General features: G+C 53.1%; 21 protein-coding genes. 11 read left to right on the forward strand and 10 right to left on the reverse strand.

Annotation, left to right across the window (positions count from 1 at the left end; genetic code table 11):
• Positions 1-550: 550 nt before the first annotated feature.
• A complete protein-coding gene (locus FEE96_RS20995; protein ID WP_138165097.1) occupies positions 551-3,343 on the forward strand; it encodes a bifunctional aconitate hydratase 2/2-methylisocitrate dehydratase in 2,793 nt (930 codons plus the stop codon).
• 395 nt (positions 3,344-3,738) lie between these two features.
• Here FEE96_RS20995 and FEE96_RS21000 read toward each other — a convergent pair whose 3' ends face one another.
• The 5 genes from FEE96_RS21000 to FEE96_RS21020 form a co-directional block, all read right to left on the reverse strand.
• Positions 3,739-4,806 carry a helix-turn-helix domain-containing protein gene (locus tag FEE96_RS21000; RefSeq protein ID WP_138165098.1) on the reverse strand — a complete coding sequence of 356 codons (1,068 nt, stop codon included), beginning with the start codon at positions 4,804-4,806 and terminating at the stop codon, positions 3,739-3,741.
• A 276-nt stretch (positions 4,807-5,082) separates the two neighbouring features.
• Positions 5,083-5,868 carry a heme ABC transporter ATP-binding protein gene (locus FEE96_RS21005; RefSeq protein WP_138165099.1) on the reverse strand — a complete coding sequence of 262 codons (786 nt, stop codon included), beginning with the start codon at positions 5,866-5,868 and terminating at the stop codon, positions 5,083-5,085.
• Between the two features lie 12 nt (positions 5,869-5,880).
• Positions 5,881-6,957 (reverse strand): FecCD family ABC transporter permease, encoded by a 1,077-nt coding sequence (locus FEE96_RS21010; protein WP_138165100.1) that lies wholly within the window; start codon positions 6,955-6,957, stop codon positions 5,881-5,883.
• Positions 6,957-7,826 (reverse strand): heme/hemin ABC transporter substrate-binding protein, encoded by an 870-nt coding sequence (locus FEE96_RS21015; RefSeq protein ID WP_138165101.1) that lies wholly within the window; start codon positions 7,824-7,826, stop codon positions 6,957-6,959. Before FEE96_RS21015 ends, FEE96_RS21010 begins: the two co-directional genes overlap by 1 nt.
• Positions 7,826-8,881, reverse strand: a complete 1,056-nt coding sequence (locus FEE96_RS21020; RefSeq protein ID WP_138165102.1) for a hemin-degrading factor — start codon at positions 8,879-8,881, stop codon at positions 7,826-7,828. The genes FEE96_RS21015 and FEE96_RS21020 overlap by 1 nt, the downstream gene beginning before the upstream one ends.
• Positions 8,882-9,197: 316 nt before the next feature.
• On the opposite strand from FEE96_RS21020, the gene FEE96_RS21025 reads away from it, so the two are divergent.
• The 9 genes from FEE96_RS21025 to mmsB all read left to right on the forward strand — a co-directional run bounded on the left by FEE96_RS21025 (position 9,198) and on the right by mmsB (position 17,926).
• Positions 9,198-11,108: a TonB-dependent receptor domain-containing protein gene (locus tag FEE96_RS21025; protein WP_246079535.1), complete on the forward strand. Its 1,911-nt coding sequence runs from the start codon at positions 9,198-9,200 to the stop codon at positions 11,106-11,108.
• Positions 11,109-11,134: 26 nt separating this feature from the next.
• Positions 11,135-11,575, forward strand: a complete 441-nt coding sequence (locus FEE96_RS21030; protein ID WP_138165104.1) for a hypothetical protein — start codon at positions 11,135-11,137, stop codon at positions 11,573-11,575.
• On the forward strand, positions 11,572-12,231 hold the full coding sequence (locus tag FEE96_RS21035; protein ID WP_138165105.1) for a MotA/TolQ/ExbB proton channel family protein: 660 nt from the start codon (positions 11,572-11,574) through the stop codon (positions 12,229-12,231). The genes FEE96_RS21030 and FEE96_RS21035 overlap by 4 nt, the downstream gene beginning before the upstream one ends.
• Complete coding sequence (locus FEE96_RS21040) at positions 12,221-12,604, forward strand: ExbD/TolR family protein (RefSeq protein WP_246079537.1); 384 nt, start codon at positions 12,221-12,223, stop codon at positions 12,602-12,604. The genes FEE96_RS21035 and FEE96_RS21040 overlap by 11 nt, the downstream gene beginning before the upstream one ends.
• A gap of 10 nt (positions 12,605-12,614) precedes the next feature.
• On the forward strand, positions 12,615-13,004 hold the full coding sequence (locus FEE96_RS21045; protein WP_138165106.1) for an ExbD/TolR family protein: 390 nt from the start codon (positions 12,615-12,617) through the stop codon (positions 13,002-13,004).
• On the forward strand, positions 13,001-13,966 hold the full coding sequence (locus tag FEE96_RS21050; RefSeq protein WP_138165107.1) for an energy transducer TonB: 966 nt from the start codon (positions 13,001-13,003) through the stop codon (positions 13,964-13,966). The genes FEE96_RS21045 and FEE96_RS21050 overlap by 4 nt, the downstream gene beginning before the upstream one ends.
• Positions 13,967-14,860: 894 nt before the next feature.
• Entirely contained in the window at positions 14,861-16,006 is a 1,146-nt protein-coding gene (locus FEE96_RS21055) for an acyl-CoA dehydrogenase family protein (RefSeq protein WP_138165108.1), read from the forward strand.
• Positions 16,007-17,047 (forward strand): enoyl-CoA hydratase/isomerase family protein, encoded by a 1,041-nt coding sequence (locus FEE96_RS21060; protein WP_138165109.1) that lies wholly within the window; start codon positions 16,007-16,009, stop codon positions 17,045-17,047.
• Positions 17,048-17,050: 3 nt separating this feature from the next.
• Complete coding sequence (mmsB, locus tag FEE96_RS21065) at positions 17,051-17,926, forward strand: 3-hydroxyisobutyrate dehydrogenase (RefSeq protein ID WP_138165110.1); 876 nt, start codon at positions 17,051-17,053, stop codon at positions 17,924-17,926.
• Positions 17,927-18,064: 138 nt separating this feature from the next.
• Here mmsB and uvrA read toward each other — a convergent pair whose 3' ends face one another.
• From uvrA to FEE96_RS21085, 4 genes are all read right to left on the reverse strand, one after another.
• Complete coding sequence (gene uvrA, locus FEE96_RS21070) at positions 18,065-20,917, reverse strand: excinuclease ABC subunit UvrA (protein WP_138165111.1); 2,853 nt, start codon at positions 20,915-20,917, stop codon at positions 18,065-18,067.
• 81 nt (positions 20,918-20,998) lie between these two features.
• The gene (locus FEE96_RS21075) at positions 20,999-22,162 is read right to left on the reverse strand and encodes an MFS transporter (protein WP_138165112.1); all 1,164 of its coding nucleotides are present in this window, start codon (positions 22,160-22,162) and stop codon (positions 20,999-21,001) included.
• Positions 22,163-22,295: 133 nt separating this feature from the next.
• Complete coding sequence (locus FEE96_RS21080; protein WP_138165113.1) at positions 22,296-22,832, reverse strand: methyltransferase domain-containing protein; 537 nt, start codon at positions 22,830-22,832, stop codon at positions 22,296-22,298.
• A 115-nt stretch (positions 22,833-22,947) separates the two neighbouring features.
• Positions 22,948-23,508 (reverse strand): TetR/AcrR family transcriptional regulator, encoded by a 561-nt coding sequence (locus FEE96_RS21085; RefSeq protein WP_171021773.1) that lies wholly within the window; start codon positions 23,506-23,508, stop codon positions 22,948-22,950.
• Positions 23,509-23,631: 123 nt separating this feature from the next.
• On the opposite strand from FEE96_RS21085, the gene FEE96_RS21090 reads away from it, so the two are divergent.
• On the forward strand, positions 23,632-24,057 hold the full coding sequence (locus tag FEE96_RS21090) for a hypothetical protein (protein WP_138165115.1): 426 nt from the start codon (positions 23,632-23,634) through the stop codon (positions 24,055-24,057).
• 139 nt (positions 24,058-24,196) lie between these two features.
• Here FEE96_RS21090 and FEE96_RS21095 read toward each other — a convergent pair whose 3' ends face one another.
• Positions 24,197-24,721 (reverse strand): hypothetical protein, encoded by a 525-nt coding sequence (locus FEE96_RS21095; RefSeq protein WP_138165116.1) that lies wholly within the window; start codon positions 24,719-24,721, stop codon positions 24,197-24,199.
• Between the last annotated feature and the right edge of the window lie 208 nt (positions 24,722-24,929).

The following is a 24,929-nucleotide window of genomic DNA, read 5'->3' on the forward strand; positions in this document are numbered from 1 at the left end:
GGAAGACCCCGAGGGATATCAGAGGAAGCCGGATTGAACTCAACAAACAGCGGGTTTATACAGGTGAACCGCGTCTAGATCAGGCTTGAGGAATGTCCTTCAACTAGGTTCAAAGCAGGGTCTTTCACGCCGTTTCCCCAACATTGTGACACCTATCTGGATTTGTTGCACAAACCCCGCAAAGTATTTCGCTCGCGAATCCATTAAGATAGCCGGGCACAATGACCAGTTGGGCCTCTACAAAATTCAAGACCACGAACCGGTCGAACTAAAACCCCTGCAGTAGCGCCGGGAAAAAAGAAATGCGACCGTCAGTGGATTGTGTAACAAAGCTGTTTAGGAGCCTACAGACTGCTATCACTTAAGAATTGCAGGCAAACGCAACACGATCTATTGATATTGACCGCGCGCATGGTGTGACAGTCAGGCATCTTGCAACCCACCATGAGCTGGTATACTTCCGCATACAATGAACTTGGGCGTGGGTTAGACAGAGGTGTCTGAGAACCGACGCTTGAACCTTCTCTAACACCTAACCCTTGGATTCGTCATGAGCTTGTACACCGACTACCTAAATGAGATCGCCGCTCGTAAAGAAGAGGGGTTGAACCCTAAGCCCATTGATGATGGCCTATTTGTAGATGAACTCATCTCGCAAATCAAAGAGACCGGGAATGAACACCGGGACGACTCTCTTAAGTTTTTCATCTACAACGTCTTGCCGGGCACAACGAGCGCTGCAGGCGTAAAAGCCCAGTTTCTCAAAGAAATTATTCTAGGCGCTGCCGTTGTCGACGAAATCTCTGTGACTTTCGCATTTGAGCTGCTGTCACACATGAAAGGTGGCCCGTCAGTCGACGTGCTTCTTGACCTCGCACTTGGCGATGATACGTCTATCGCAGGACAAGCCGCCGAAGTGCTCAAGACACAGGTCTTCCTGTACGAAGCCGATACTGATCGTTTGGCTGCGGCATATGCAGATGGCAATGCCACTGCCAAAGGCATTCTGGAAAGCTACTCAAAGGCTGAGTTTTTCACAAAACTTCCTGATATCGACGAAGAAATCAAAGTTGTCACCTATATTGCAGGCGAAGGCGACATTTCTACCGATTTGCTATCCCCGGGCAACCAGGCGCACTCCCGCTCGGATCGGGAATTGCATGGCAAGTGCTTCATTTCCCCCGCTGCCCAGACTGAAATTCAGGAATTGCAAAAGCAGCACCCTGAAAAACGTGTGATGTTGATCGCAGAAAAAGGCACAATGGGTGTAGGCTCGTCCCGCATGTCAGGCGTGAATAACGTAGCCTTGTGGACTGGCAACCAAGCCAGCCCCTATGTTCCGTTTGTAAACTTCGCCCCGATTGTTGCAGGTACAAATGGCATTTCTCCGATTTTCCTGACCACCGTCGGCGTGACTGGCGGCATCGGTATCGACCTGAAAAACTGGGTCAAAAAGGTGGATTCCGAAGGCAACCCGATCCTGAACAACGATGGTAACCCGGTTCTTGAACAAAAGTACTCAGTCGAGACCGGCACGGTCCTGACCATCGATACAAAAAAGCAGATGTTGTATGATGAAACAGGCAAAGAAGAGCTTGTTGGCCTTTCCTCCTCTTTCACACCTCAGAAGGTGGAATTCATCAAGGCAGGCGGATCTTACGCAATCGTCTTTGGTAAGAAGCTGCAGAACTTTGCGTCCAAAACACTTGGCGTCGAACTGAAATCTGCTTTTGCTCCTTCCAAAGAAATCACCCACAAAGGGCAAGGCCTTACTGCAGTTGAAAAAATCTTCAATAAAAATGCGGTTGGCGTGACCGAAGGAGCGGTACTGCACGCCGGATCTGATGTCCGCGTTGAGGTAAATATCGTTGGCTCGCAGGACACAACCGGCTTGATGACTTCTCAAGAGTTGGAGTCCATGGCCGCGACTGTACTATCGCCCATCGTCGATGGGGCCTATCAGTCAGGCTGTCATACGGCCTCGGTTTGGGATCTGAAGGCACAGGCCAACACCCCACGGCTTATGAAGTTCATGCACAATTTTGGTCTGATTACCGCACGAGATCCTAAAGGCGTCTACCACGCCATGACCGACGTTATTCACAAGGTTCTGAATGACATAACGGTGGATGATTGGGCGATCATCATTGGTGGCGACTCGCACACCCGGATGTCCAAAGGCGTAGCGTTTGGTGCAGACTCGGGCACTGTTGCACTGGCTTTGGCTACAGGTGAGGCGAGCATGCCCATCCCGGAGTCCGTGAAAGTTACCTTCAAAGGCACCATGGCCGACCATATGGATTTCCGGGACGTGGTGCACGCCACCCAGTCGCAGATGTTGAAGCAGTTCGGCGACAACGTCTTCCAGGGGCGCATCATCGAGGTCCACATCGGAACCTTGCTGGCGGATCAGGCTTTCACATTCACCGACTGGTCTGCAGAAATGAAGGCCAAAGCCTCTATCTGTATTTCCGAAGACGACACGCTTGTTGAATCGCTCGAGATTGCCAAGAGCCGTATACAGATCATGATCGACAAGGGCATGGAAAACGACAATCACATGCTGCAAGGCTTGATCGATATCGCTGACAAACGCATCGGCGAAATCAAATCAGGTGAAAAGCCAGCTTTGACGCCAGATGACAATGCCAAGTACTTCGCCGAAGTTGTGGTCGATCTGGATCAAATCGACGAGCCCATGATTGCTGACCCGGATGTAAATAACGCGGATGTATCCAAGCGTTACACCCACGACACCATACGGCCGATTTCCTACTACAAAGCAGAGAAGAAAGTGGATCTTGGCTTTGTTGGCTCTTGCATGGTGCATAAAGGCGATTTGGTCATCGTGGCACAGATGCTGAAGAACTTGGAAAAGAACGGTCAGAAAGTCGAATTCAACGCGCCATTGGTTGTTGCAGCACCGACCTACAATATCATCGACGAGATGAAGGCAGAGGGCGATTGGGCCATCTTGCAAGAATATTCAGGTTACGAATTCGATGATTTCATGCCGAAACAAACCGCAAGGACGGAATACGAGAACATCCTTTATCTGGAACGCCCTGGCTGTAACCTGTGCATGGGCAACCAGGAAAAAGCAGCAAAGGGTGACACCGTTCTGGCAACATCGACCCGCCTGTTCCAAGGGCGCGTTGTAGAAGACACCGCTGAGAAGAAGGGTGAATCCCTGCTCGCCTCAACTCCGGTTGTTGTTCTTTCTGCAATCCTCGGCAGAACTCCCACTATGGAAGAGTACAAGGCTGCTGTGGAAGGGATTGATCTGACAAAGTTTGCCCCACCCGTAGAAAAGCCAGCGGGTTCACGGTCAGCTCACTTCTAAGGCACAGGTTGGACTCGAAAATAATGAGCTGCCCCATTTAATTGGGGCGGCTCGAACGGTTTTGCTGGATTGACCTTGATCTGATTGGGCAACAAATTCCCAATCCCGAAGTACTCGTCGATATAGAGGAAATACACGCTCCCTGGGCCCTGTCGAACAAGCGACTTAGTCGTCTTGCTTAGGTGTCGTAGTTTTTGGGCAGAGTTTTAGAAAACCACAAAAGGTTCCGGCTTCCGGATATGTGGAGGGCGGCATTGTTTGAGCCGGGGTCTGGGCCGCGTTGGCAAAAAGTATCAGCAGGCTTAGAATCACGGCGCGCATTGAACATCTCCGTTTCATGGAATTGATGCCCATGATTGATTGACTGAGGCGCCATTGCGCGTCGGATTTGGAAATCAGTGCAAGTTTGCAGCAATTGGCGATGATTTTTCAGAATCGGTGAAAGCCCGTGACAGCGCGCTGCGTCGGTATTCAGTTGGGCTGCATCCAATTTCTGCGCGGAAGGCGCGGTTGAACGGCCCCACAGACGCAAAGCCGACCTCATAGGCAATTTCCAGCACCGTTGCATTCATCTGGGCGGGGTCAGATAAGGCGGCACAGGCGGCTTCGATCCGTGCCTGATTTATGAAACTAGAGAAATTGCGGTAACCCAGCCCTTGGTTTATCGCGCGCCGCAAGCGGTGCTCGGGTACGGCAATTTTTCCTGCGAGTGCACCGATAGTCAGCCCTTCTTCTCGCCAGATACCAGCGGACATAGCTGACTTGAGACCTGCGATCAGCGTGGGGTCGGAAAATTCATCTTGAACTGGCAAGCGGTTACTGATCTCGGGGGAGGTCTCGCCGGGCCAACGGTGCGCATCAGGACGCAACAACCACACAGCAAAATTCAAGGTAACGGCAAGAGTGCCTGCAGCTTGCAAGAGAGCCAGCGTGAGACTGCCGTCCTGTAACAAACCGGTTGCCTGACCCGCCGTCAAAAACAAAGCAAGGCCAGCAATAGCTGCTGCAAATCCAGGTCGCGCACGGCAGCGGCATTCCACCAAATCGTCACGCGTTGACCACAGCGAGAGGATGAACAGGGCCCCATAAAGGATCACGGACATTGGCAGGCAAACGGAATAGATGTCTGGAAAGGATTCATGAGTGTAAAGCGCAACTGAGTTCGCCAAAGACGCAACCAGCCAGGGCCAACGCTGCCCCGGGGCATCGAGAAATATAGTCACGATCAACCAGGTGATCGCTGCTGGAGTGAAGCTGGCTATGAGCGTGATATTTGAGTGTAACGCCGGGTGCAGATCGAGTGGCAGAGCCGCAGTGATGATCAGGAATGCGGATTCGGATAGGGCCAATGCCAACACAGATAAACGCCCTTCCAAACTGATGGGCGCGCGCCAAAGCAATAAAGCCAGTAACAACAAAACGGTAATGGCACCGCCACGCAGCGCAAGGTCGAGATAGATCATTAGCAGGCTATTCTTTTTCAAAGGTACTCGAATGGGGTCTTTATAATGAATCTGATCTCGTTCCGCGCATCGATTTTTGAAAATGATACGCCGATTCTGAAATTGTTGAGGTTGGCACTGGTTATACTGACAAATTACATCGAGCTATCCATCAGTCAGCAAGCTGCAAAGCTTGAGGCATTAATTTTGGAGTAGTCCGTGAAGACGCCCCTGCCCGTTTCGGTCTGAAAGACAACCTTGCCCCGCAGGGTTTTCCCAAAATATTTGATGTTTCCCTCAGGTTACTCGAGCATGGCGAGCCTGTGGCAACAAAAAGGGCGTGCCGTCATGCGGTGTTGTGCTGACTGGCAGCGGGCAACCATAGGTCTGCGCTAAGTTCGCATCAGTTAGCACCGCTTGCGGACTACCCTGAGCAGCGATGTGGCCTGCATCCATAAGCACCACTTTATCAGCAAACATGGCCGTCAAGTTCAGATCGTGCATTACTGCAACCACGCCACCACCACGGGCCGAAAAGTCGCGGGTTAGATCCATTACGGTAAACTGATGGCCGATGTCCAAGCTGGCTACCGGTTCGTCCAGTATCAACCACCGCGGGGTACCATCGACCACCGGCCTCCAGATCTGCGTCAGGACTCGTGCCAGCTGTACGCGCTGCTGTTCACCCCCGGATAGATCCTGATACATGCGAGTGCCAAATCCCGTCAGACCGACTTTCTCTAAGGCTCTTAACGGTAATTCCTTCTCTGCAGCTGACAGTCCCGCTGTAAGACCAAGCCGCACGATTTCAAGCACCGTGAAGGGAAAGGCGATCGTGGTGCTTTGCGGTTGCACGCCTCGTATCGCGGCCAACTGCCAGGGCTTCAGACTAGCCACATTTGTGTTATTCAGCAGCACCCTGCCGGAATAGGGGATTTCTCCCGTCATGGCGCGCAGCAAGGTGGTTTTTCCTGATCCATTGGGGCCAACGATGGCGGTGACCTCACCGGGCTTGGCCGTGAAATTCACTCCATTCAGGACCCGGCTTTTGCCCAGGTTTACTTCGATGTCAAAGGCTTGCATGTGAAACTCCGGTCATAGGCCCATGGCTCCGTGCCGCTTTAGCAATATCCAAAGGAATACCGGCGCTCCCAGAACGGCGGTGACAATACCAATAGGAAGTTCGGCCGGGGCAATGACAGTCCGGGCAATCATATCAGCAGCTAAAAGAAGACTGGCCCCCAACAGCGCCGCATTTGGTAAAAGGCTGTGATGGTCAGGACCCGTCGCCAGCCGCAGCAGATGTGGAACAACAATGCCGATGAAGCCAATGCCGCCGGCAACAGCAACGGCTGCCCCTGTAGCCGCAGCGACAGATAGAATCGATATATTTTTAACCCGTTGCACAGAAATACCTATGTGACCGGCAGCGGCTTCTCCCAATGCCAAACCATTCAACCCACGTGCAATAAACGGAGCAACCGCCAAAGCTGCCAGAACGATTGGGGTTGCCGCCAAAACCTTGGTCCATGTTGCGCCAGCCAGTGATCCCATTCCCCAGAACGTTAAATCACGAAGCTGGTTGTCATCCGCCATATAAACGAGAATGCCAGAAAGGGCGCCAGCCAGTGCACCAAGGGCGATACCCGCCAACAGCATGGTTGCAACCGAGGTCTGCCCGCGCCGGGTTGAAACCCGGTACAGAATCAAAGTTGATCCCCAGCCGCCGAAAAACGCCGATACCGGGACCAGATAGTTGCCAGTCAAATCGCGAATCGCGGGCGGTAAAAACGCGCCCAGCACGATTGCGCTGATTGCAGCCAGACCCGCACCTGCGCTAACGCCCACAATGCCCGGGTCCGCAAGTGGATTGCGAAACAGCCCCTGCATTACCGCGCCAGAAACAGCCAGAGAGGCTCCAACCAATATGCCCAAACATAGCCGTGGAAGGCGAATATCGAACAGGACAATGCTGTCCAAACGCGACAACTCGCGCCCGGCTACAAGATCAACAAGCGCGCCCCATAGAGAAGTCCCCGATGCGCCCCACGCTAAGGAAAGCACCGAAGTCGCCGCCAGCAGGGCAACCAGAACCAATGTTAGTTGTCGGGCCTGTACCCGGCGATCTACAGGAAGAGAGCCCCGCTTTGGCATTTCAATTGTCAGGGACATCAGTTTGTCTCACCATAAAGTGCCTGACTGAGTTCGGTGATGGCTGACGCTGTGCGAGGACCAAATCCCAGTAAATGTAGCCCGTTCATGCGCACGACCTTGCCGTTTTGGGCAGCCGGAGTCGGGATCAGCGCTGGCATAGAAAGAAGTTCTTTGGCTGCTGCACCGTGATCGCCACCACGGTTCATCATCAAAATCACATCTGGTGCTGCGATGGCCACGGCTTCATCCGTCAAAGGTTTATATCCATCAAATGCGGTAACGGCATTTATGCCCCCAGCCATATGGATAATGCCATCTGCCGCCGTATTGGTGCCGCCAGCCATAATGCGCCCACCCTGTGTGGACAGGATAAATAGCACTTTCTTAGGGTCCCCGTTTGCCGCCTGTTGAGCTGTGTTTTGAGCTTCGGCCAGTTCACTCGCAACCTGCGTAACCAGAACCTCTGCGGCTTGAACCTGATCAACAGCAGCACCAACAGTTCGGATCTTGGCGACGATGCCATCAGCGGTAAAGACTTCGGGCACCGAAACAAAGTCAACTTGAGCTGATTGAAGCACGTCGATGGTTTCCGGTGGACCCGCCCCTTCGATGGCTATGATCAGATCAGGGGCAACGGATAACACCCCTTCAGGTGACAGCGCACGGGCATATCCAATGTCTGGCAGTTTTGTGACCTGATCAGGATAGGAAGACGTGGTGTCTCGCGCAATAATCCGATCTTGCTGATCCAGTGCATAGATAATTTCGGTCACTGACCCGCCAACAGTGACGATACGGCTTGCTGGCTGAGCCAAGGCCATATGGCTCGCCATCATCGCCACGATGAGTAGGCTCGATGTAATGTAAAGACGAGAGAATACTGACATTACGCTGGTTCCTTCACCTGCGCAGATCGCAGCGCATTAACGATAGCGTCCCAGGTTGGTCGATGATCTTTGGCGTCAGTGCGACGACCGAAAATCTGAAAAATGATGCTGCCCTCTGCATCAAAAGCCTCAACCGACATTGCCGCGCCGCGCTTTGTTGGCTTGTTGACAGCCCAGACTTCGGCGATGTGATCCATTCGTAGATGCAGGTCAAATCCTGGGTCTAGAATATTCTGCCAGGGACCCATTTCGCGCAGATTTCGGATTGGACCGCCGTGGATCTCGATACAGCCCATATTGCCAACAAAAATCATAACTTCGACATTTTGATCCAGCACCGCATTGAGCATGGTGTTGACCTCATCCGTGGCCACCTGACGCGCCATGGGTTCACCAACGGAGCGATAGGCGCCTAAGCGATTCATTTTTAGTTTTGGGACAAGACGCAGAAACTGATGAGTGTCTGTCATTTTGGCCCACTCGTTACGTAGCTGGTCAGTCTTTTCGGGGTTGGTCTTGGCTCCATCAACCGGTTTGCGCGGTGAAACACTTAGTTCTTGATCTTGGTCGCCTAACTTAAGGTCCGCCACCAGCTGGGTCCAAGCCGTCAGATCAGATTCTGGGCGCAGATGAATTTTGTGGACCGCATCACCCGAAGCATCAAAAATCTGGATCGACCGTTTAACACCGCTCTCGGTCTTACGTTCAACAGCAAAGGCCGAGACAAAATGCCCGCCAAACAGACGCAGGTCGATTTCCTCGTTCAGGATCATCGACGCATGCGGCCCCGAATGAAAATTGTCGTAAACGCCCACCTTCTCAATCACGCAAGAGCGGTTACGGGTCAGAGCCACCACCTCTCCCAGATCCTTAAGCCGGGGCATGATGTCATCCGGACTGGCCGCGATTCGAGTCACATCGTGACCAACATAAGCCGCAACCAACTGGCCTTCGCGTATGTTTAGTTTGTCTGCAAAATCACGATCACGCAGGTTTGTATTATCGCTGCGTGCCTGCCGGATGTCTGCCGGTGTCAGCTGTGCCAGATCGCTCATGTTAGCCCTTTCAGTTGGCTTTGGTCTAAGTGAGCTGGCTTTAAGTCCGACAAGGTCGGCTGGTCGAGGCTGGCTGCTGCTGTTGCAACAATGTGTTAATTATTGTTGACTGTTTTAATCACCTTTACTAAGAGGCTCAAGTCAGAAAATGAATTTCTGCAATTAGAACAACACCAAAACCTCGCCAGCACCTAACGCAAGCATCCGGTACAACAGCGATGCGAAAGGACGGCAAATGCGTGGGCATGGGCTTGGATGGAATTTATTGGGGACTGTATCGTCCCTTAGCTTGATGATTGTTAACACGGCCCCCCTAATGGCTCAGGAGACAGATGAGGGTTTCCTTGGTGTCATTGAATTGGGCGACAGCAAGCGTGAAGTGCAGGTTGGCACTGCAACTGCTTTGACGGTGATCAACCAAGAAGAAATCGACGACCGCCAAGCCGGTACCATTGCTGAGCTGATTGATTCCGTTCCCGGTGTAACCCTGGTTAACGGAAACACACCGCAGGGCTCTGGGATCAACATTCGTGGTTTTGGTGCAAATGGCACTTACGGGACCGACTCTAAGGTGCTGGTTGTCGTCGACGGTGCCACAACCGGGGCTGAAGAACTATACCGGATTGGCAATCAGCTGTTCACTGACCCAGAACTATATAGTGAAGTTTCTGTGATCCGCGGCACTGTTGGATCGTTTGAATTTGGATCCGGCGTGGTGGGTGGCGTCGTTCAGCTCGAAACAAAAAATGCTTCAGATTTCACCGGTGGTGAAATTGGTGTGCGCTTGCGCCAAACGTTAGAGGCAACGTCAAATGGGGCAGGTTTTGCAAGTTCAACAATCGCGGCCTGGCAACCCACTGACAACTTGGAATTCCTGTTCAATTACACAGTCCGTGATCAAGACGATTACAAAACGGCTGATGGGACAGTGGTTACAAACAGTAAATTCCGAATGCCGTCCTATCTGGTGAAAGGTCGGTATACGTTTGGTGACGACAATGCCCATGCCATTACTCTGTCCTACAATGACAGCACCACTGACGAAAAAGACGTGCCCTATGATACATTTGGCACAACAGGTGGTTCCTTTGGCAACGTTGATCGTAAAACCCACAGCAAAATTGCAGTCCTGCAATACGACTATAGCCCAAGTGGAAGTGACCTGATTGACTTAAGTGTCAATCTGTCCCGCTCCGAGCAAGCTATTGAGCAGACCTGTCTTCCAGCAACCGCTCCATTTGGATGTTTCTCAGTGGTGGACGCGGATCACAACTACGAAATCACCAAGCTGACGATTAAGAACACAGCCTATTTCCTAACGGGGTCGGTTGAGCACAACCTAAGAGCGGGAATTGAGTTTTCACAACGCGATCGACTGGATGCGCCTTCCGCACCAGGTGGATCAGACAAAAGGATAGCCCTGTTTGCTGTGGATGAGGTTCTGGTCAACCAGAACCTGACGCTCACACCCGCATTGCGCTATGAAACTCAAGACATCGAAGGTGATACAGCCCCTAACAATGCCTCATATTCCAATGACGCACTGATGGGCGGCCTATCGGCGCGGTACGAATTTGACAGTGGCTTTGCCCTGTTTGCCAGCGCGGCCTATACTGAGATGATGCCGATCATTGACGACCTGGGTACGCCGCTCTTTATGACCCAACCGGAAAAATCACGCACCTATGAAGGTGGTGTTTCTTATACCCAAGGCGATCTGTTTTCCACAGGTGATGCCCTGCAAGTGAAAGCGAATATCTACCAGACCTATGTTTGGGATGTCACCTCATACTCCAATGTCGCCAATATTGACGTCAAAGGGATCGAACTCGAAGCATCCTACAGCCATGCCAGCGGGTTTTATGCCGACTTCAATGCAACCAGCGCTGATGGAACTTCAAAGAATAATGCCGGAGTTGGCAGCAAATGGATTTACGCGCCAGAAACATCTGCACGACTAACCCTCGGGAAACGTTTTGGCGAAGCGCTTGATGTCAGTTGGGAACTTGTGGCGGCCCAGTCCACCACGGGTGTCGGCAACATCGCACTGGCGGGTTATGGCGTGAATAACCTGAGGGCAACATACAGGCCGCAATCTGGTGCCCTCAAAGGCGCCGAGCTCCGTTTTGGCGTGGAAAACATTCTGGACGCTACATACCAGTCGCAGCTGTCTACTCGGGTGGCTCCGGGCCGGAACTTCAAGCTGACGATGGCAAAAACCTTCTGATCCACTGATAGCCCGAAAGGTATTCGATGACACTTGGTACATGTAAATGGAAGGCCCTAACAGCACTTGTGCTGTCAGGGCTGGTCGGTTCGGCAGCGGTTTCCGAAACGGTAAAACCGCCCGCTGTCTCTATAGAGTTGAGTGCAGCGGATGCGATCGGCGAAGCCTGCCGATTGTCTTTTGTTGTCCAAAACAGTCACAGTCAGGACATTGCCAGTTCAGTCTATGAGACAGTTTTGTTCAATGTAGATGGGCAAGTTGCACAGTTGACCCTGTTGGATTTTCAAGACCTGCCTGCCGGGCGCATGCGTGTGCGGCAATTTCAATTCGACGGTTTGGCTTGCGATGACATCAGCCGGGTCCTGATCAACGGTGCTGACACTTGTGAGGGCGAAGGGTTGCCACAGGATGCATGTGACAAAGATCTAACCCTGCGCAGCCTAACCAAGATGGAGCTGATAGGATGACTATGATCCAATCGGCATTATTGCAGGTCCTGGATCTTGGTGGACCTGTGGTATTGGTTCTTCTGGCGACTTCGGTGCTGGCTACAGCGTTGGTGTTGTACAAAATATGGCAATATCAAATTGCGCGTGTTGGCCGCCATCGACAGTTGAGCCTTGCAGTTGAAGCTTGGGACCGAGGCGATGTCACACAGGCGATGGCCAATTTGCAGCAAACCAAATCCTACTTGGCCCCAGTGCTACACATGGCGCTGACCCAGGCCCCCAGCAGAAAACTGTCGGACCGGACCGAAGCTGAAGCCGAAGTTCGCTTCTCGCGGCTGGAACAGGGATTGGGAACCCTTGACCTCATTGCTCAACTGGCCCCGTTGCTGGGGTTGTTCGGCACAGTTCTGGGCATGATCGAAGCGTTCAAAAAGCTGGAAGCCGCTGGTTCCTCGGTAGATCCTTCAATGCTGGCGGGCGGAATTTGGGTGGCTTTGTTCACAACAGCAGCTGGTTTGGCTGTGGCTATGCCAACATCCATGGTGCTGAGCTGGCTCACCGCCCGTATGCAACGTGAGAGAGTGTTTGCAAACCGGGCGCTGAGTACGGTGTTTGCGCCGACGGCCACTGCGGCAACCAAGGTAGAAGAGTTGCGAGCAGCATATGGCAGTTAATTTGAAAGGCCCTAAGCGTCGGCGCCTGTCGATGACCTCGTTGATTGACGTAATATTCCTTCTGCTGTTGTTCTTCATGCTGACTTCAACGTTCTCAAAATATTCTGAGGTCGAATTGATGAACGCAGCAAGTGGCAATGGCCGCGAGAACAAGCAGATGCTGTTTGTATCCCTGGGCGAAGACAGTTTGATGCTGAATGCGCAAAACGTCGATATGAGCCTTATTGCCGGTTTGGTTGAGGCTCAGCCGAATGATGGCAGCGGGCATCTGGTATTGATCAACCTCGGGGAAGAGACGTCGTCGCAAAGATTGGTGGATTTGTTGACCAGCTTGCGAGTGGTCAAAGATCTGCAGACAATGATTTTGAGCTGAGGTCGGCCCTGTGCGCATCAAGCAACCTATTGCCAGTCAAAAAGAACCAACGATCGCTCTAATCAATATCGTATTTCTAATGCTGGTGTTTTTCATGATCGCTGGCACCCTGGCAGTTCCTCTAGACAAGGAACTCCGGTTGATCGAGACAACCGGTTTGGAGGGGCGCGAACCACCTGACACACTTGTGGTTCATGCCGACGGCCGGCTCTCCTTGCAAGGAAAGCCCCTCGCCGATACTGCGGATTTTCTGGCGACCCTCTCTGCAGATGAATTGAAAGTGGTGCGCATCGTTCCAGATCGTGCGTTACCGGCCAAACGGCTCGTGGCGCTGGGTAATTTACTGCGTCAGGGCGGTGCAGATCGATTGATGCTGGTCTCTGAAAAGGGGCTGAAATGACACCGCAGTCTCGAAGCGTTGCATTATTCGCGCTGATCTTAGCCGCAGCGGCACATGCAGCTCCGGCGTTTTTACAGGACAACACCGACGTTCAAATCGAAGGTGGCAACACTGCTCTTGCATCACAGGGAAACTCTTTTACCAACATGGCGGCGGGTGTGCAGGAGCCAGAAAAGCCACAAGACATCACCGATGCTCAAGACACGGTTGTACATTCACAGACCCCGCCAAAGACGCTCCCAATAAAGCCTTCGGTTGAAAATCAGGCAGAGCAGACCGTTGAACCAAGTCGCGAACTTCCAACGCAACAGGTTGTAAAACCTGTTGAACACCCGCCAATTGTCGAGCCAGTGCGGCCGTCAGCGGTCACACCTCAAGTTCAAAATCCGATAACCGTAGACACAGCACCAGCACTGCAAGCAGTTCCGCAAGACAAAAGCGTGCAGCCCACAGATCCCAAGGTGCTTCGCCCCACACAACAGTCCGAACACGACGCAGCAAAACCGAGCGAGCGAGCGTCGGTGACGCCAAAACCTGAGGTTCAATCCCCCGTAGCTGAAGCTAAACCACAGCCTAAGCCCGAGCCCAAACCACGAGGCAATGGCGCAAACACCACTGCTCAGGGAACTGCAGATGGACAAAACAACAGTCCGGGAGGTCAGGCGAGAAGCAATCCAAACACCAGCAAAGTGCAAGGAAATGCCACAGCGAGCAATTATTCTGGAACGGTCAGACGCAAAATCCATAGGGCGAAACGCCAACGGGTTAACATCAAAGGCGTGGCTCTCGTTTCGTTCAACATTGCTCCAAACGGCTCCATTTCAGGGGCGCGAGTTGCCCGTAGCTCTGGTTCGGCAAAGTTAGATCGAATTGCCCTATCACAGGTCCGCCGCGCCTCACCGTTCCCTCCACCTCCGCCGGGCGCACGCACCAGTTATTCAGTTGAAATCAAAGGAAAGTAGATTTTCACCCGATCAGGTGATCCCCACTGCCGGGCCGGTGTGATTGTGCGGGTGACAGTATTACCCTGACGTGGCGGCGCGTCTGAAGTTGTGCGGACCAGTTCCAGATCAATCAAGAAACCCTGTTTGTGGTCGATACTCTGAGGCCCCCCAGCGAAATCGAAGCTTTAGGCACCTCGCACCAATCACCCGATCATTTGCTTCACTAGGCAATTTAGTGCCCATATCTGTTCAGCGACGTTGGAAATCCGGGGCAAGAATCTGAACATGTTGGCTAAGCAGGCGTGACAGGGCGAACACTTCCGCTGGGTCCTCGACCTAAACGCCCCGACACGGTTCCAGGTTATGAGCCCGGCGGTCTGATGCCCCCAGCGAAAGCAAAGATATCATAGATATGACAGGCATCGTTTACAATGCAGACACTCTGGCCTGACCAAGGCACATGTGTCGATCAATGGTGTACCCAAAATTCACTGAATCTTTGCTGGATTTCACATCGGGAAGCTCCAGGTCACCTATATCGTAGTGCGCAAGGATCTGGTCAGCATTTACCAGATCATCAACAACGGTGGCATCAACAGGTCAGTAGCTACCTAAAAAATCAGGACGAACTGACACAGTGAAAAAATGGCCGTTTAGATGGAGCTGATGGGCTCTCTGATTTGAGACTGCAAAGTGGGCAGTTTGGGTTTTCTGTGTGGTGGTCACCTTCAACGCCCATCACTTTATCTCGACGCCCCCCTGCAAATTTGCGAATTCAGTTTGCAATAATAGCGACACCAAACCCGATTTCATGAAAAATTCCTGTAACGATTACCCTATAACTAAACACTTGTTCAATTCCCGCTGGATGGCAGTATAGTGCCGCCAAACTGATCAAACCGGAGGCCCGCCATGGATTTTGCATTATCCGAGGAACAAAACGCCATTTTCGATATGGCCTATGCATTCGGGCAGGAGCAAATTGCTCCACATGCCCAAGGCTGGGAAAAAGACGGAACCATCCCCAAGGCGTTATGGCCGCAAATTGGCGAGTTGGGTTTTGGTGGTCTTTATGTATCGGAAGAATACGGCGGATCAGGTCTGTCGCGGTTGGATGCAACCCTGGTCTTTGAAGCGCTGGCGATGGCCTGCCCTGCCGTGGGGTCCTTTTTGTCGATCCACAACATGTGTGGTGGCATGATCGATAAGTTCGGCTCGGATGAAACCAAGAAAAAATGGCTGCCCGACCTCTGTACCATGTCGACCGTCTACTCGTATTGCCTGACCGAGCCAGGGTCCGGGTCCGACGCTGCAGCCCTGAAAACCCGTGCCAAACCAAGTGACGTCGGCTACACTTTGAATGGATCCAAGGCGTTCATCTCAGGTGGCGGCTACTCTGATGCCTATATCTGCATGGTGCGCAGTGGCGTGGACGGCCCCAAAGGCATCTCGGCACTGGTGGTTGAAGATGGCACTCCTGGCCTGTCTTTCGGCGGTCTTGAGGACAAAATGGGCTGGAAAGCCCAACCCACTGCGCAAGTCCAGTTCGACGATTGCGCTGTCCCGGCAGCCAATTTGATCGGCACCGAGGGCAAAGGATTCAGCTACGCCATGGCCGGACTTGACGGCGGTCGGCTGAATATCTCTGCTGGTGCATTAGGCGGCGCTCAACAGGCGCTGAACCTGACATTGCAATATATGTCCGAGCGCAGGGCCTTTGGCCAAAGCATCGACCAATTCCAGGGGTTACAGTTCCGACTGGCTGAGTACGAAACCAAACTTCAGGCCTCCCGCACCTTTTTGCGTCAGGCGGCATGGAAGCTCGATAATGGTGCCCCAGATGCCAGCAAATTCTGCGCCATGGCCAAACTAATGGTCACTGACGTCGCCTTTGACGTGGCCAATGGCTGCCTGCAACTGCACGGAGGTTACGGGTATCTGGCGGATTACGGCATTGAAAAAATCGTTCGCGATCTGCGCGTTCACCAAATCCTTGAAGGCACCAATGAAATCATGCGGGTGATTGTCGCGCGCCATCTGCTGGCCGAGAACCGATAAATGTCCGACATCGACATTCGCATTACCGGCAAAGCTGGCCGCATCACACTGACCCGCCCTAAGGCGCTAAATGCTCTGTCCTATGAGATGTGCATGGCCATTGACGCTGCACTAAAGGACTGGGCAACAAACGACACCGTGCAACTGGTGGTAATCGACGCGGCCGGGGACAAGGCCTTTTGTGCGGGAGGTGACATTGCAGAATTATACGACAGCGGAACCAAAGGCGACTATGCCTATGGCCGCAAGTTCTGGAGCGATGAATATCGCCTGAACGCCCGTATGTTTGAATATGGCAAACCCATTGTCAGCTTCATGCAAGGTTTTACCATGGGCGGCGGCGTTGGCATTGGATGCCATGGCACCCACCGCGTGTTATGCGAAACCAGCCAGATCTCCATGCCCGAGGTCGGCATTGGTTTGGTCCCGGATGTCGGTGGCACCTTGATTTTATCACAGGCCCCGGGCCGGCTGGGTGAATACCTTGGTTTGACCGGGTTTCGCATGGTGGCAGACGATGCCATTCTGGCAGGCTTTGCTGACCTCTTCATTCCGCAGGATCAATGGCTCAGCTTGATCTCTTCGCTCGAGTCAAACGGCGATTTGACCTGCCTGACCACCAGCGCCGACGTCCCTCCCACAGGGAAATTGCGCGATCTTCAGGGCAACATTGATCGCCACTTTGCTGGTGAGACACTGGGCGATATTCTAAATTCACTGCACAATGATGACAGTGCGTTTTCAGCTGCCACGCTCAAATCTCTTAGACGCAACTCGCCGCTATCGATGGCTTGCACGGCAGAGCTGTTGCACCGCTTACGCGGCCCAGAACCTAGCATTCGCACAGCGCTGGAACTGGAATACCGCTTTACCTACCGCGCTATGGAGCGGGGCGATTTTCTGGAAGGTATTCGCGCCGCCATTATCGACAAAGATCGCAATCCGCAGTGGCAACACAGCGACATGAACGTTCCCACCAGCGCCACCAGCCATATGCTAATGCCGCTGGGAGCTGAAACGCTGACTTTCGAGGAAGGATAACAGATGAAAATTGGATTTATTGGACTGGGCAACATGGGCGGCCCAATGGCGGCCAACCTGGCCAAGGCAGGCCATCAGGTCACTGGTTTTGACATGGCAGAGGTGGAGATCGATGGTGTCTCTATGGCGGCATCTGGGGCTGAAGCGGCTACTGGCGCTGATGTGGTCATCACCATGCTACCCAACGGACAAATCCTGCGTGCAGTGGCCGACCAAATCATTCCAGCCATGACAGCCGGCGCAACCCTGGTCGACTGTTCGACAGTCGACGTCGACTCCGCCCGGGCAGTGGCCGAACAGACCGCATCGTCTGACCTGCTGTTTGTCGACGCCCCGGTATCCGGTGGCATCGGCGGTGCTGCTGGCGGCACGCTGACCTTCATGGCGGGCGGCAGTGATGATGCTTTTGCCAAGGCCAACCCATTGTTCGACGTTATGGGCCAGAAAGCGGTACATTGTGGCGCCGCCGGCGCCGGTCAATCTGCCAAAATCTGCAACAACATGATCCTGGGCGTCACCATGGCCGCAACCTGCGAGGCCTTTGCCCTTGCAGACAAACTGGGTCTGGACCGGCAAAAGATGTTCGACGTGGTCTCTACCTCTTCAGGTTATTCCTGGACTATGAACGCCTACTGCCCAGCCCCAGGTGTTGGCCCGCAGTCTCCGGCAGACAATGACTACAAACCGGGGTTCGCAGCCGAACTGATGCTGAAAGACTTGCGTCTGTCGCAACAGGCTGCTGAAAGCGCGGATGCAGATACGCCAATGGGCGAACTGGCACAGGCGCTTTATGCGCAGTTTGTCGAAAACGAAGATGGACTGGGTATGGATTTCTCAGCCCTGCTGCCACGGTTTGAAAACCGCGGCCGTCGTTCATAAAAGTAAAGCGCGCCCAATTGGGCGCGCTGCCTCCGGCAGGAGGATTTTAAGCAAAAAGAAGCCTGCGGCCCTATATCGTTCTTATTGCCAGAAATACTCTGGGGTGAATGCGCTGCAAGCGCAGAGGGGCCAAGCCCCCTACTCCGCCGCCACCTTCTTGGGGTTCAGCATGTCCTTTAGATAATGCCCAGTATGGCTGCGTGGTTCTTGCGCGACTTTTTCGGGCGTTCCCACAGCGACAATCTCTCCACCGCCATCGCCGCCTTCAGGGCCGATATCGATGATCCAGTCAGCCGTTTTCACCACATCCAAATTGTGTTCGATCACCACAACTGAATTGCCCTGATCCACCAGTTCATGCAGCACATCCAGCAACTTACGGACATCCTCGAAATGCAAACCAGTCGTTGGTTCATCCAGAATATACAGGGTACGCCCGGTTGATCGCTTGGCCAGTTCTTTGGACAGCTTCACTCGTTGGGCTTCCCCCCCAGATAGAGTGGTGGCCGATTGACCAACCTTGATGTAGCCAAGCCCGACCCGCATCAGCGCGTCCATCTTGTCACGGATTGGCGGCACCGCCTGGAAGAACTCCTGAGCATCCTCAACTGTCATATCCAGAACATCAGCAATCGATTTGCCCTTGAACTTGATTTCCAGCGTTTCACGGTTATAGCGCGCGCCCTGACAGGTTTCGCAAGTGACATAGACATCCGGCAGGAAATGCATCTCGATCTTGATCAAGCCATCGCCCTGACAGGCCTCACAGCGCCCCCCCTTAACGTTGAAGCTGAACCGGCCCGGCTTGTACCCTCGGGTCTTGGACTCGGGCAGGCCAGCAAACCAATCGCGGATCGGGGTGAAAGCGCCAGTGTAGGTGGCTGGATTAGACCGAGGTGTTCGCCCAATGGGGCGCTGATCAATATCGATCACCTTGTCCAGGTGCTCCAACCCTTTGATGGTCTCACAGGGCGCTGGCGTCTGCCGCGCACCGTTCAACCGCATTGAAGCAGTTTTGAACAGGGTCTCAATGGTCAATGTTGATTTACCACCACCAGAAACCCCAGTGACACAGACAAATTTGGCCAGTGGAAACTCAGCCGTGACATTCTTCAAGTTGTTGCCAGTGGCCTTGACCACCTTGACCTTCTTCTTGTTGCCCTTACGCCGTTTGGCAGGCACCGCAATCTCGCGGGTTCCGGCAAGGTATTGCCCGGTGATCGAGGCCGCATCGGCGATCAATTCTGCCGGCGTGCCCTCGCTGACCACCTGACCACCATGCACGCCAGCCCCTGGGCCGATATCAAAGACATAATCTGCCTCGCGGATCGCTTCTTCATCATGTTCCACCACAATGACGGTATTGCCCTGATCACGCAGGTTTTTCAGCGTTCCCAGCAAGCGGTCATTGTCACGTTGGTGCAGACCAATCGATGGTTCATCCAGTACATACAATACCCCAGTCAGCCCTGACCCGATCTGGCTGGCCAGACGGATACGTTGGCTTTCGCCACCCGACAATGTGCCTGAGTTGCGGCTAAGAGACAGATATTCGAGACCAACGTTGTTCAGGAACCCAAGGCGCTCGCGGATTTCCTTGACGATGGCCTTAGCAATTTCCTGCTTTTGCACAGTCAGATGGTTGGGTACATCTTCGATCCAGGCCAGTGCCTCACGGATCGACTTTTGCACGACCTGCCCCGCATGCGCACCGGCGATCTTAACTGCCAATGCCTCTTCACGCAGACGGAACCCATTACAAGCCCCGCAGGATCGGTTGTTTTGATAGCGTTCAAACTCTTCGCGGATCCAGTTCGAATCTGTTTCGCGATAGCGCCGTTCCATATTGGGGATTACCCCCTCGAAAACGCGCTCAACCTGATACACCCGCCCGCCTTCATCATAGCGGAACATGATTTCCTCGTCGCCCGATCCTCGCAGGAACACATTCTGCACTTTTGGCGACAGGTCTTTCCACGAGGTGTTCTTGTCAAACTCGTAATGCTTGGCGATGGCCTCAATGGTTTGCAGAAAATACGGCGATTTGCCCTTACGCCATGGGGCAAGAGCACCGTCATACACCTTTAGCGTCTGATCCGGCACCACAAGACGTTCATCAAAGAACAGTTCAACCCCCAGACCATCACATTCCGGACAGGCCCCAAAAGGTGCGTTGAATGAGAACAGCCGCGGCTCGATCTCGGAGATGGTAAAACCACTGACCGGGCAAGCAAACTTTTCGGAAAACGTAATCCGCTCGGGGTCATCCGCGACGGTTTCCAAAATGGCGATACCATCGGCCAAATCCAGCGCCGTACGCAGGCTGTCGGCAAGACGTGTTTCCAAGCCTTCGCGCACCACCAGCCGATCTACAACGACATCAATATCGTGGCGGAATTTCTTGTCCAGCGTCGGTGGTTCATCCAGCTCATAGAACGCGCCATCCACTTTGACCCGCTGAAACCCTTGCTTCCTCAGCTCAAGGAAGTCTTTTTTGTACTCACCCTTACGGTCGCGCACGATGGGCGCCAACAGATAGCCGCGAGTCCCCTCCTCTAGCTTCATGATCCGATCGACCATGTCCTGGATCTGCTGTGCTTCGATGGGCAAACCAGTGGCGGGGCTATAGGGCGTACCAGCACGAGCAAACAGCAGGCGCAGATAGTCGTAAATTTCAGTCACGGTGCCAACAGTGGACCGCGGGTTTTTACTGGTTGTCTTTTGCTCGATTGAGATGGCCGGTGACAGACCACTGATGTGATCCACATCCGGTTTTTCCATCATATCAAGGAATTGCCGGGCATACGCACTTAAGGATTCGACGTAACGGCGCTGGCCTTCGGCATAGATGGTGTCAAACGCCAGACTGGATTTTCCCGAGCCCGACAGGCCGGTGATCACCACCAGCTGATCGCGTGGAATATTCACGTCGATGTTCTTTAGATTGTGCTCGCGTGCGCCGCGCACTTCGATGGATTTTAGTTCAGCCATAATGCCCCCCAGAAGACGCCCTAGACATAGGGAAAACCTTTGCGGTTTCCAACCCAAAAGTGAGAACGTTAGGCGAACATTTTAATTTCGGCGGCGCATTGCCAAGATGATATGCGCCAGCAGGCCAGCTAGAAACAGCAGCACAACCACCCCCAGCAACCCTGAATATCCTGCAACTGTCAGTGCAGTCACCATAATTGGCGTACCAACCGTGTTCCCCAAGTTTCCGGCCTGTGCCATTGCGCCGCTTGACTGGGCCCGATCTGCCGCTGTTTCGTTCAACTGCGGAACAAGAGCAAAGCTACCACCCTGCACCAGTCCCATCGCACCAGCCAGAGCAATACAGGCCATTGGCAACCCTGGATAGGCCAGCAACCACAGTGCCATCAATATACACAGGACAAAGCCAAGCTGCACCAATCGGACAGCTGAAATAAACCTCATCAGGTACACACCCACTGTCATCGACACCGCAATACTGGCCAACGGCATCATCCCCACCACAAACCCACGCAAGTTGGGTTCAATAAACGGTGGAATCACGGTCAGGATCGCAACGAAGCAAGCGGTATAGAACAGCCAACCTGCTGCTGGGGCCACCAACCAGGGCGAACGGTATATCCGCCAGTGCAGCGCGGGCAACGCAGCGATGTTAGGAATGGGTTGGCGTGCCGGCACTGGTACATTGCGCAGGGCCACCCCCAAAAGTACGGCCAGCACCGCCATGATGGCGGCATGTGCGGCAAACAACGACAAGACACCGAATTTATTGACCAAGGGCAGCCCGAACCAGGCCAGCAGAGTAAAGGCGACGCCAAAGAATGTGCTCCATAATGTCATCGCCAGGCCGCGGGATTTGTCGCTGCTCACTTGGGCGATCAATGTAGGGCCGGCCACCACCAGTCCCAGATGGGACAGGCCTTCGACAACGCGAGTGACAAGGAAAGCTGAAAAAGGCAGGTGTAAGGCTTGCAACGCCGACATAGCTGCGCCAATCCACAGGGCCCAGACCAGCGTACGGCGATATCCAAACGCGGCGACAAACATGCCCGCGACCACACCCAGCAAAATCCCAAGCAACCCAACCAGCGACACAGTGAAACTGATTGCATCTCCTGCCAATGGATACAGTTCAGCCATCCGGTCAAAGATCACACTGATCTTGCCATATTGCGCAGCGGCCCCAAGGCCGGCAGCCCAAATCACCAGGATCAAGCCCCAGCGGGTATTATCTGTCGATGTCATTTTGAATCCGCACTTCTTCAATAGCGCGCAACATCACGAAGCGTGCCAAGATAAAGACAGGACTAACGGGAAGAAGACGCAGGGGCCAGTGGGGTTCTTGTAAATTCACAGCCCAATTTCGATGAACCTCCGCCTAGGTCTTTTGGGCAATCGCCCATGCACAAATCGGCATTTGCGGGTCATTGTCCAGCGGATCATTGGCCTCATCATATTCGGGCGGCCATTTGTCTTCGAGGTTTCGCAGAGCAGCGTTGCGGTTGCCCCATTGTTGGGCTCGGATCGCGTCCTCTTCAAACCCGGCCTCTATCAGCAGGTTCTTTAACCCACGCGCCGACCAGCGTGAACAATCATTGGGGGCTGCGTGGAACGGAATGTGAAACGGAACAGCCAGCCAGAAGTACCCACCCCGTCGCAACATCTTGCGGATATTCTTGGTCGCCCCGTAAGGCCGGTCCAGATGTTCCCAAACCTGATTGGCCAGGATCAGATCAAACTTCAGCGGACGCCCGTCTTCCCCGCTTATGGGGCCCTGACAGATATCGTATTCCGGAAACCTAAATTGTTGGTACGAGGCAAAATCGAACATCTCGCCCCACTTCCCTGAAATCTCAGCAACATGTAACTGTCTTGGCCCCAATTCGCGGATCATTCTGCGACTGGATTTCGCCATTGCAATTCTATTGAGACTTGGCACCACTATCCCCCAACTGTTCCCGCTACCGGTGTTCACAGAACACCGAAACACCGCATAGGGCAACTGACAAGTGCCTGGGGTCTGGGCAATCTTATTGCGGACATAGTCCAAGGTGGCCGACCAGCAGGGTGAGTTCCTCGGCGGGCGTCCTAGTAGGCCCAAGTGTAGTTTTTTGACGTTCACGCCATCCCAGATAGTAGTTGTAGATGATGGTCGCTTTTTCCTGCGCCACCTCATGTGAATAACCAAGCCGTTCAATTGAGCTGCAAGCATAGTCGATACGCTGCTTTTCCACTTCGATAAGCAGGTCGCGTACGGCTCCATTGGCCTGTCCCAAGCGCCGCAAATGGATCAGAAAGTCGTCTTCAATTTCAGCACTAAAGATAGTGAGGATCAGAGTGTTGATTTCTAAAGATGTGTCTGAGTTCGCTTGGCTCAACACGATGTATTCTTCGGTTCTTAGGTCCCGCCAATGGTTGATTATGTCATTTATGAACACATCACGGGTTTTGAAAAAATGATAAAAGCTGGCTTTACTGACCCCAAGCGTACGGCCCATCGCCTCCACCCGCAGAGCGTCAACTCCTCCAACACAAAATTTGCGAAACCCAAGCTTAACCCAGGCGTCCTTAGATGCAATTTTTTTGGGCACTCTATTCTCACTTTCAAATCCAGCACTTACTATTGTACGGTGACGTCTAATAGATTCGCAACCTTACACACCCCCTTTATTATGAAAGCATAATTCTATGAATACACGAACAAACCCAGCAATATGGCTCGCTTTCTCAGGTCTTTTCTAGCTGGTATCGGCGGCATGGCCTCAACTGCCGCGACTCCAATGAAACCCCACTACCCCGAACTCATGGCACACCTGGAAGGCGGGCCTGTCTGGACGGCATTTGGGCAAGATGTGACTGCCAGCAACATATATTGGGGCTATGCTTACCTGGGCCCATTCTCAATCATCATATGGGCCTTTGTGGTCTTACTTGCAGTTCGTGCCGCCCCAGCTGTTCAGTTCTCGAAACTATTCTTGGGTGTAAACGCTCTAGGGGCGCTCGGTATGCTAGCTTTTACAATGGCCCACCTGCTGATTGTCGGCCAAGTGCTAGCAGCCGTCGCTATGCTGGGCTTTTCATTGGCAATTTGGCAAAGCTTTCTTGCTGGCAAAAACGGCTCGAAGATGCCTGTTCACTAGACTGCACAATATGTGCTTCACACCATTCGTCTGCCAAAACAACACCTGCCGAGGTAAAACTCAGCAGGTGCAATACAGGTAAAAATTTGACGATCAGACGAACGCCCAGCCGTCGTTCAAAGGTCAAAGAGACCTTGCCTTACCCCTGCTCAGCGTTACAGTTCCGGGCCAGTTCCATTGCCTTGTGTGTTCCGGCCAGATCCACCTGAAATGACGCCTCTTTTTCAGGGAAGACCGTCATGGTATATTTCTGAGCAAGATCTTCGATAAATTGAGGATTGTCGGCAAGAATATAGCCACCGGAGTAGCCCTCGGTAATGTTCTTTTTCATCTTTGTCGCCTTGGCATTGTACATAGTGCCGTCCAAATCGATAAAGATCTTTTCCTTATTGCCGCTACCCAGATCAGCTGTCTTGGAAAACACGCCCAAATATCCCAGTTTGTGATCAGCCGTTAACCCCATCTGCACGACGTTGGCCGAGGCATCAACACGCTCGATCAAGCAGGATTCCCGCTCCACATCAACATAGACGGTCCAGCCGTCCACAACACCATATTGGGTAAAGCTACCGTCCCCAGGCAACACCGAACCACCGGCGATTGCTGAAGTCGTAGAAATAAAGCTACCAGCCACAATCATGGCAAGAGTCTTTAAAGTATTCATGACGTTACTCCCTCTACTAATTAACAAGTGTACACTAAACCAATTTAGGCACCCGCTCTGATACTGTCGAATGCTTTGTTTGATCTGGCCAAAAACCGCTATTTTCAATCCTGTAGCAGACCTGGGAAGACGATTTTTTCGTGATGTCATAGTCGGATAAATGTTGATTACGAAGTGGGCGGATAATTGCTTGCTTTGCGCGTTAAAA

This window comes from Parasedimentitalea maritima (assembly GCF_005771405.1).
Lineage (GTDB): Bacteria > Pseudomonadota > Alphaproteobacteria > Rhodobacterales > Rhodobacteraceae > Parasedimentitalea > Parasedimentitalea maritima.

What these genes read in the sequence shown, in the direction of transcription:
- FEE96_RS21095 (WP_138165116.1), bottom strand. Translation starts at nt 24,721, where the DNA reads ATGAATACTTTAAAGACTCTTGCCATGATTGTGGCTGGTAGCTTTATT.
- FEE96_RS20995 (WP_138165097.1), top strand. Translation starts at nt 551, where the DNA reads ATGAGCTTGTACACCGACTACCTAAATGAGATCGCCGCTCGTAAAGAA.
- FEE96_RS21025 (WP_246079535.1), top strand. Translation starts at nt 9,198, where the DNA reads ATGGCTCAGGAGACAGATGAGGGTTTCCTTGGTGTCATTGAATTGGGC.
- FEE96_RS21075 (WP_138165112.1), bottom strand. Translation starts at nt 22,162, where the DNA reads ATGACATCGACAGATAATACCCGCTGGGGCTTGATCCTGGTGATTTGG.
- FEE96_RS21040 (WP_246079537.1), top strand. Translation starts at nt 12,221, where the DNA reads ATGGCAGTTAATTTGAAAGGCCCTAAGCGTCGGCGCCTGTCGATGACC.
- mmsB (WP_138165110.1), top strand. Translation starts at nt 17,051, where the DNA reads ATGAAAATTGGATTTATTGGACTGGGCAACATGGGCGGCCCAATGGCG.
- FEE96_RS21090 (WP_138165115.1), top strand. Translation starts at nt 23,632, where the DNA reads ATGGCTCGCTTTCTCAGGTCTTTTCTAGCTGGTATCGGCGGCATGGCC.
- FEE96_RS21055 (WP_138165108.1), top strand. Translation starts at nt 14,861, where the DNA reads ATGGATTTTGCATTATCCGAGGAACAAAACGCCATTTTCGATATGGCC.
- FEE96_RS21000 (WP_138165098.1), bottom strand. Translation starts at nt 4,806, where the DNA reads ATGATCTATCTCGACCTTGCGCTGCGTGGCGGTGCCATTACCGTTTTG.
- FEE96_RS21010 (WP_138165100.1), bottom strand. Translation starts at nt 6,957, where the DNA reads ATGTCCCTGACAATTGAAATGCCAAAGCGGGGCTCTCTTCCTGTAGAT.
- FEE96_RS21050 (WP_138165107.1), top strand. Translation starts at nt 13,001, where the DNA reads ATGACACCGCAGTCTCGAAGCGTTGCATTATTCGCGCTGATCTTAGCC.
- uvrA (WP_138165111.1), bottom strand. Translation starts at nt 20,917, where the DNA reads ATGGCTGAACTAAAATCCATCGAAGTGCGCGGCGCACGCGAGCACAAT.
- FEE96_RS21005 (WP_138165099.1), bottom strand. Translation starts at nt 5,868, where the DNA reads ATGCAAGCCTTTGACATCGAAGTAAACCTGGGCAAAAGCCGGGTCCTG.
- FEE96_RS21060 (WP_138165109.1), top strand. Translation starts at nt 16,007, where the DNA reads ATGTCCGACATCGACATTCGCATTACCGGCAAAGCTGGCCGCATCACA.
- FEE96_RS21020 (WP_138165102.1), bottom strand. Translation starts at nt 8,881, where the DNA reads ATGAGCGATCTGGCACAGCTGACACCGGCAGACATCCGGCAGGCACGC.
- FEE96_RS21080 (WP_138165113.1), bottom strand. Translation starts at nt 22,832, where the DNA reads ATGGCGAAATCCAGTCGCAGAATGATCCGCGAATTGGGGCCAAGACAG.
- FEE96_RS21030 (WP_138165104.1), top strand. Translation starts at nt 11,135, where the DNA reads ATGACACTTGGTACATGTAAATGGAAGGCCCTAACAGCACTTGTGCTG.
- FEE96_RS21035 (WP_138165105.1), top strand. Translation starts at nt 11,572, where the DNA reads ATGACTATGATCCAATCGGCATTATTGCAGGTCCTGGATCTTGGTGGA.
- FEE96_RS21015 (WP_138165101.1), bottom strand. Translation starts at nt 7,826, where the DNA reads ATGTCAGTATTCTCTCGTCTTTACATTACATCGAGCCTACTCATCGTG.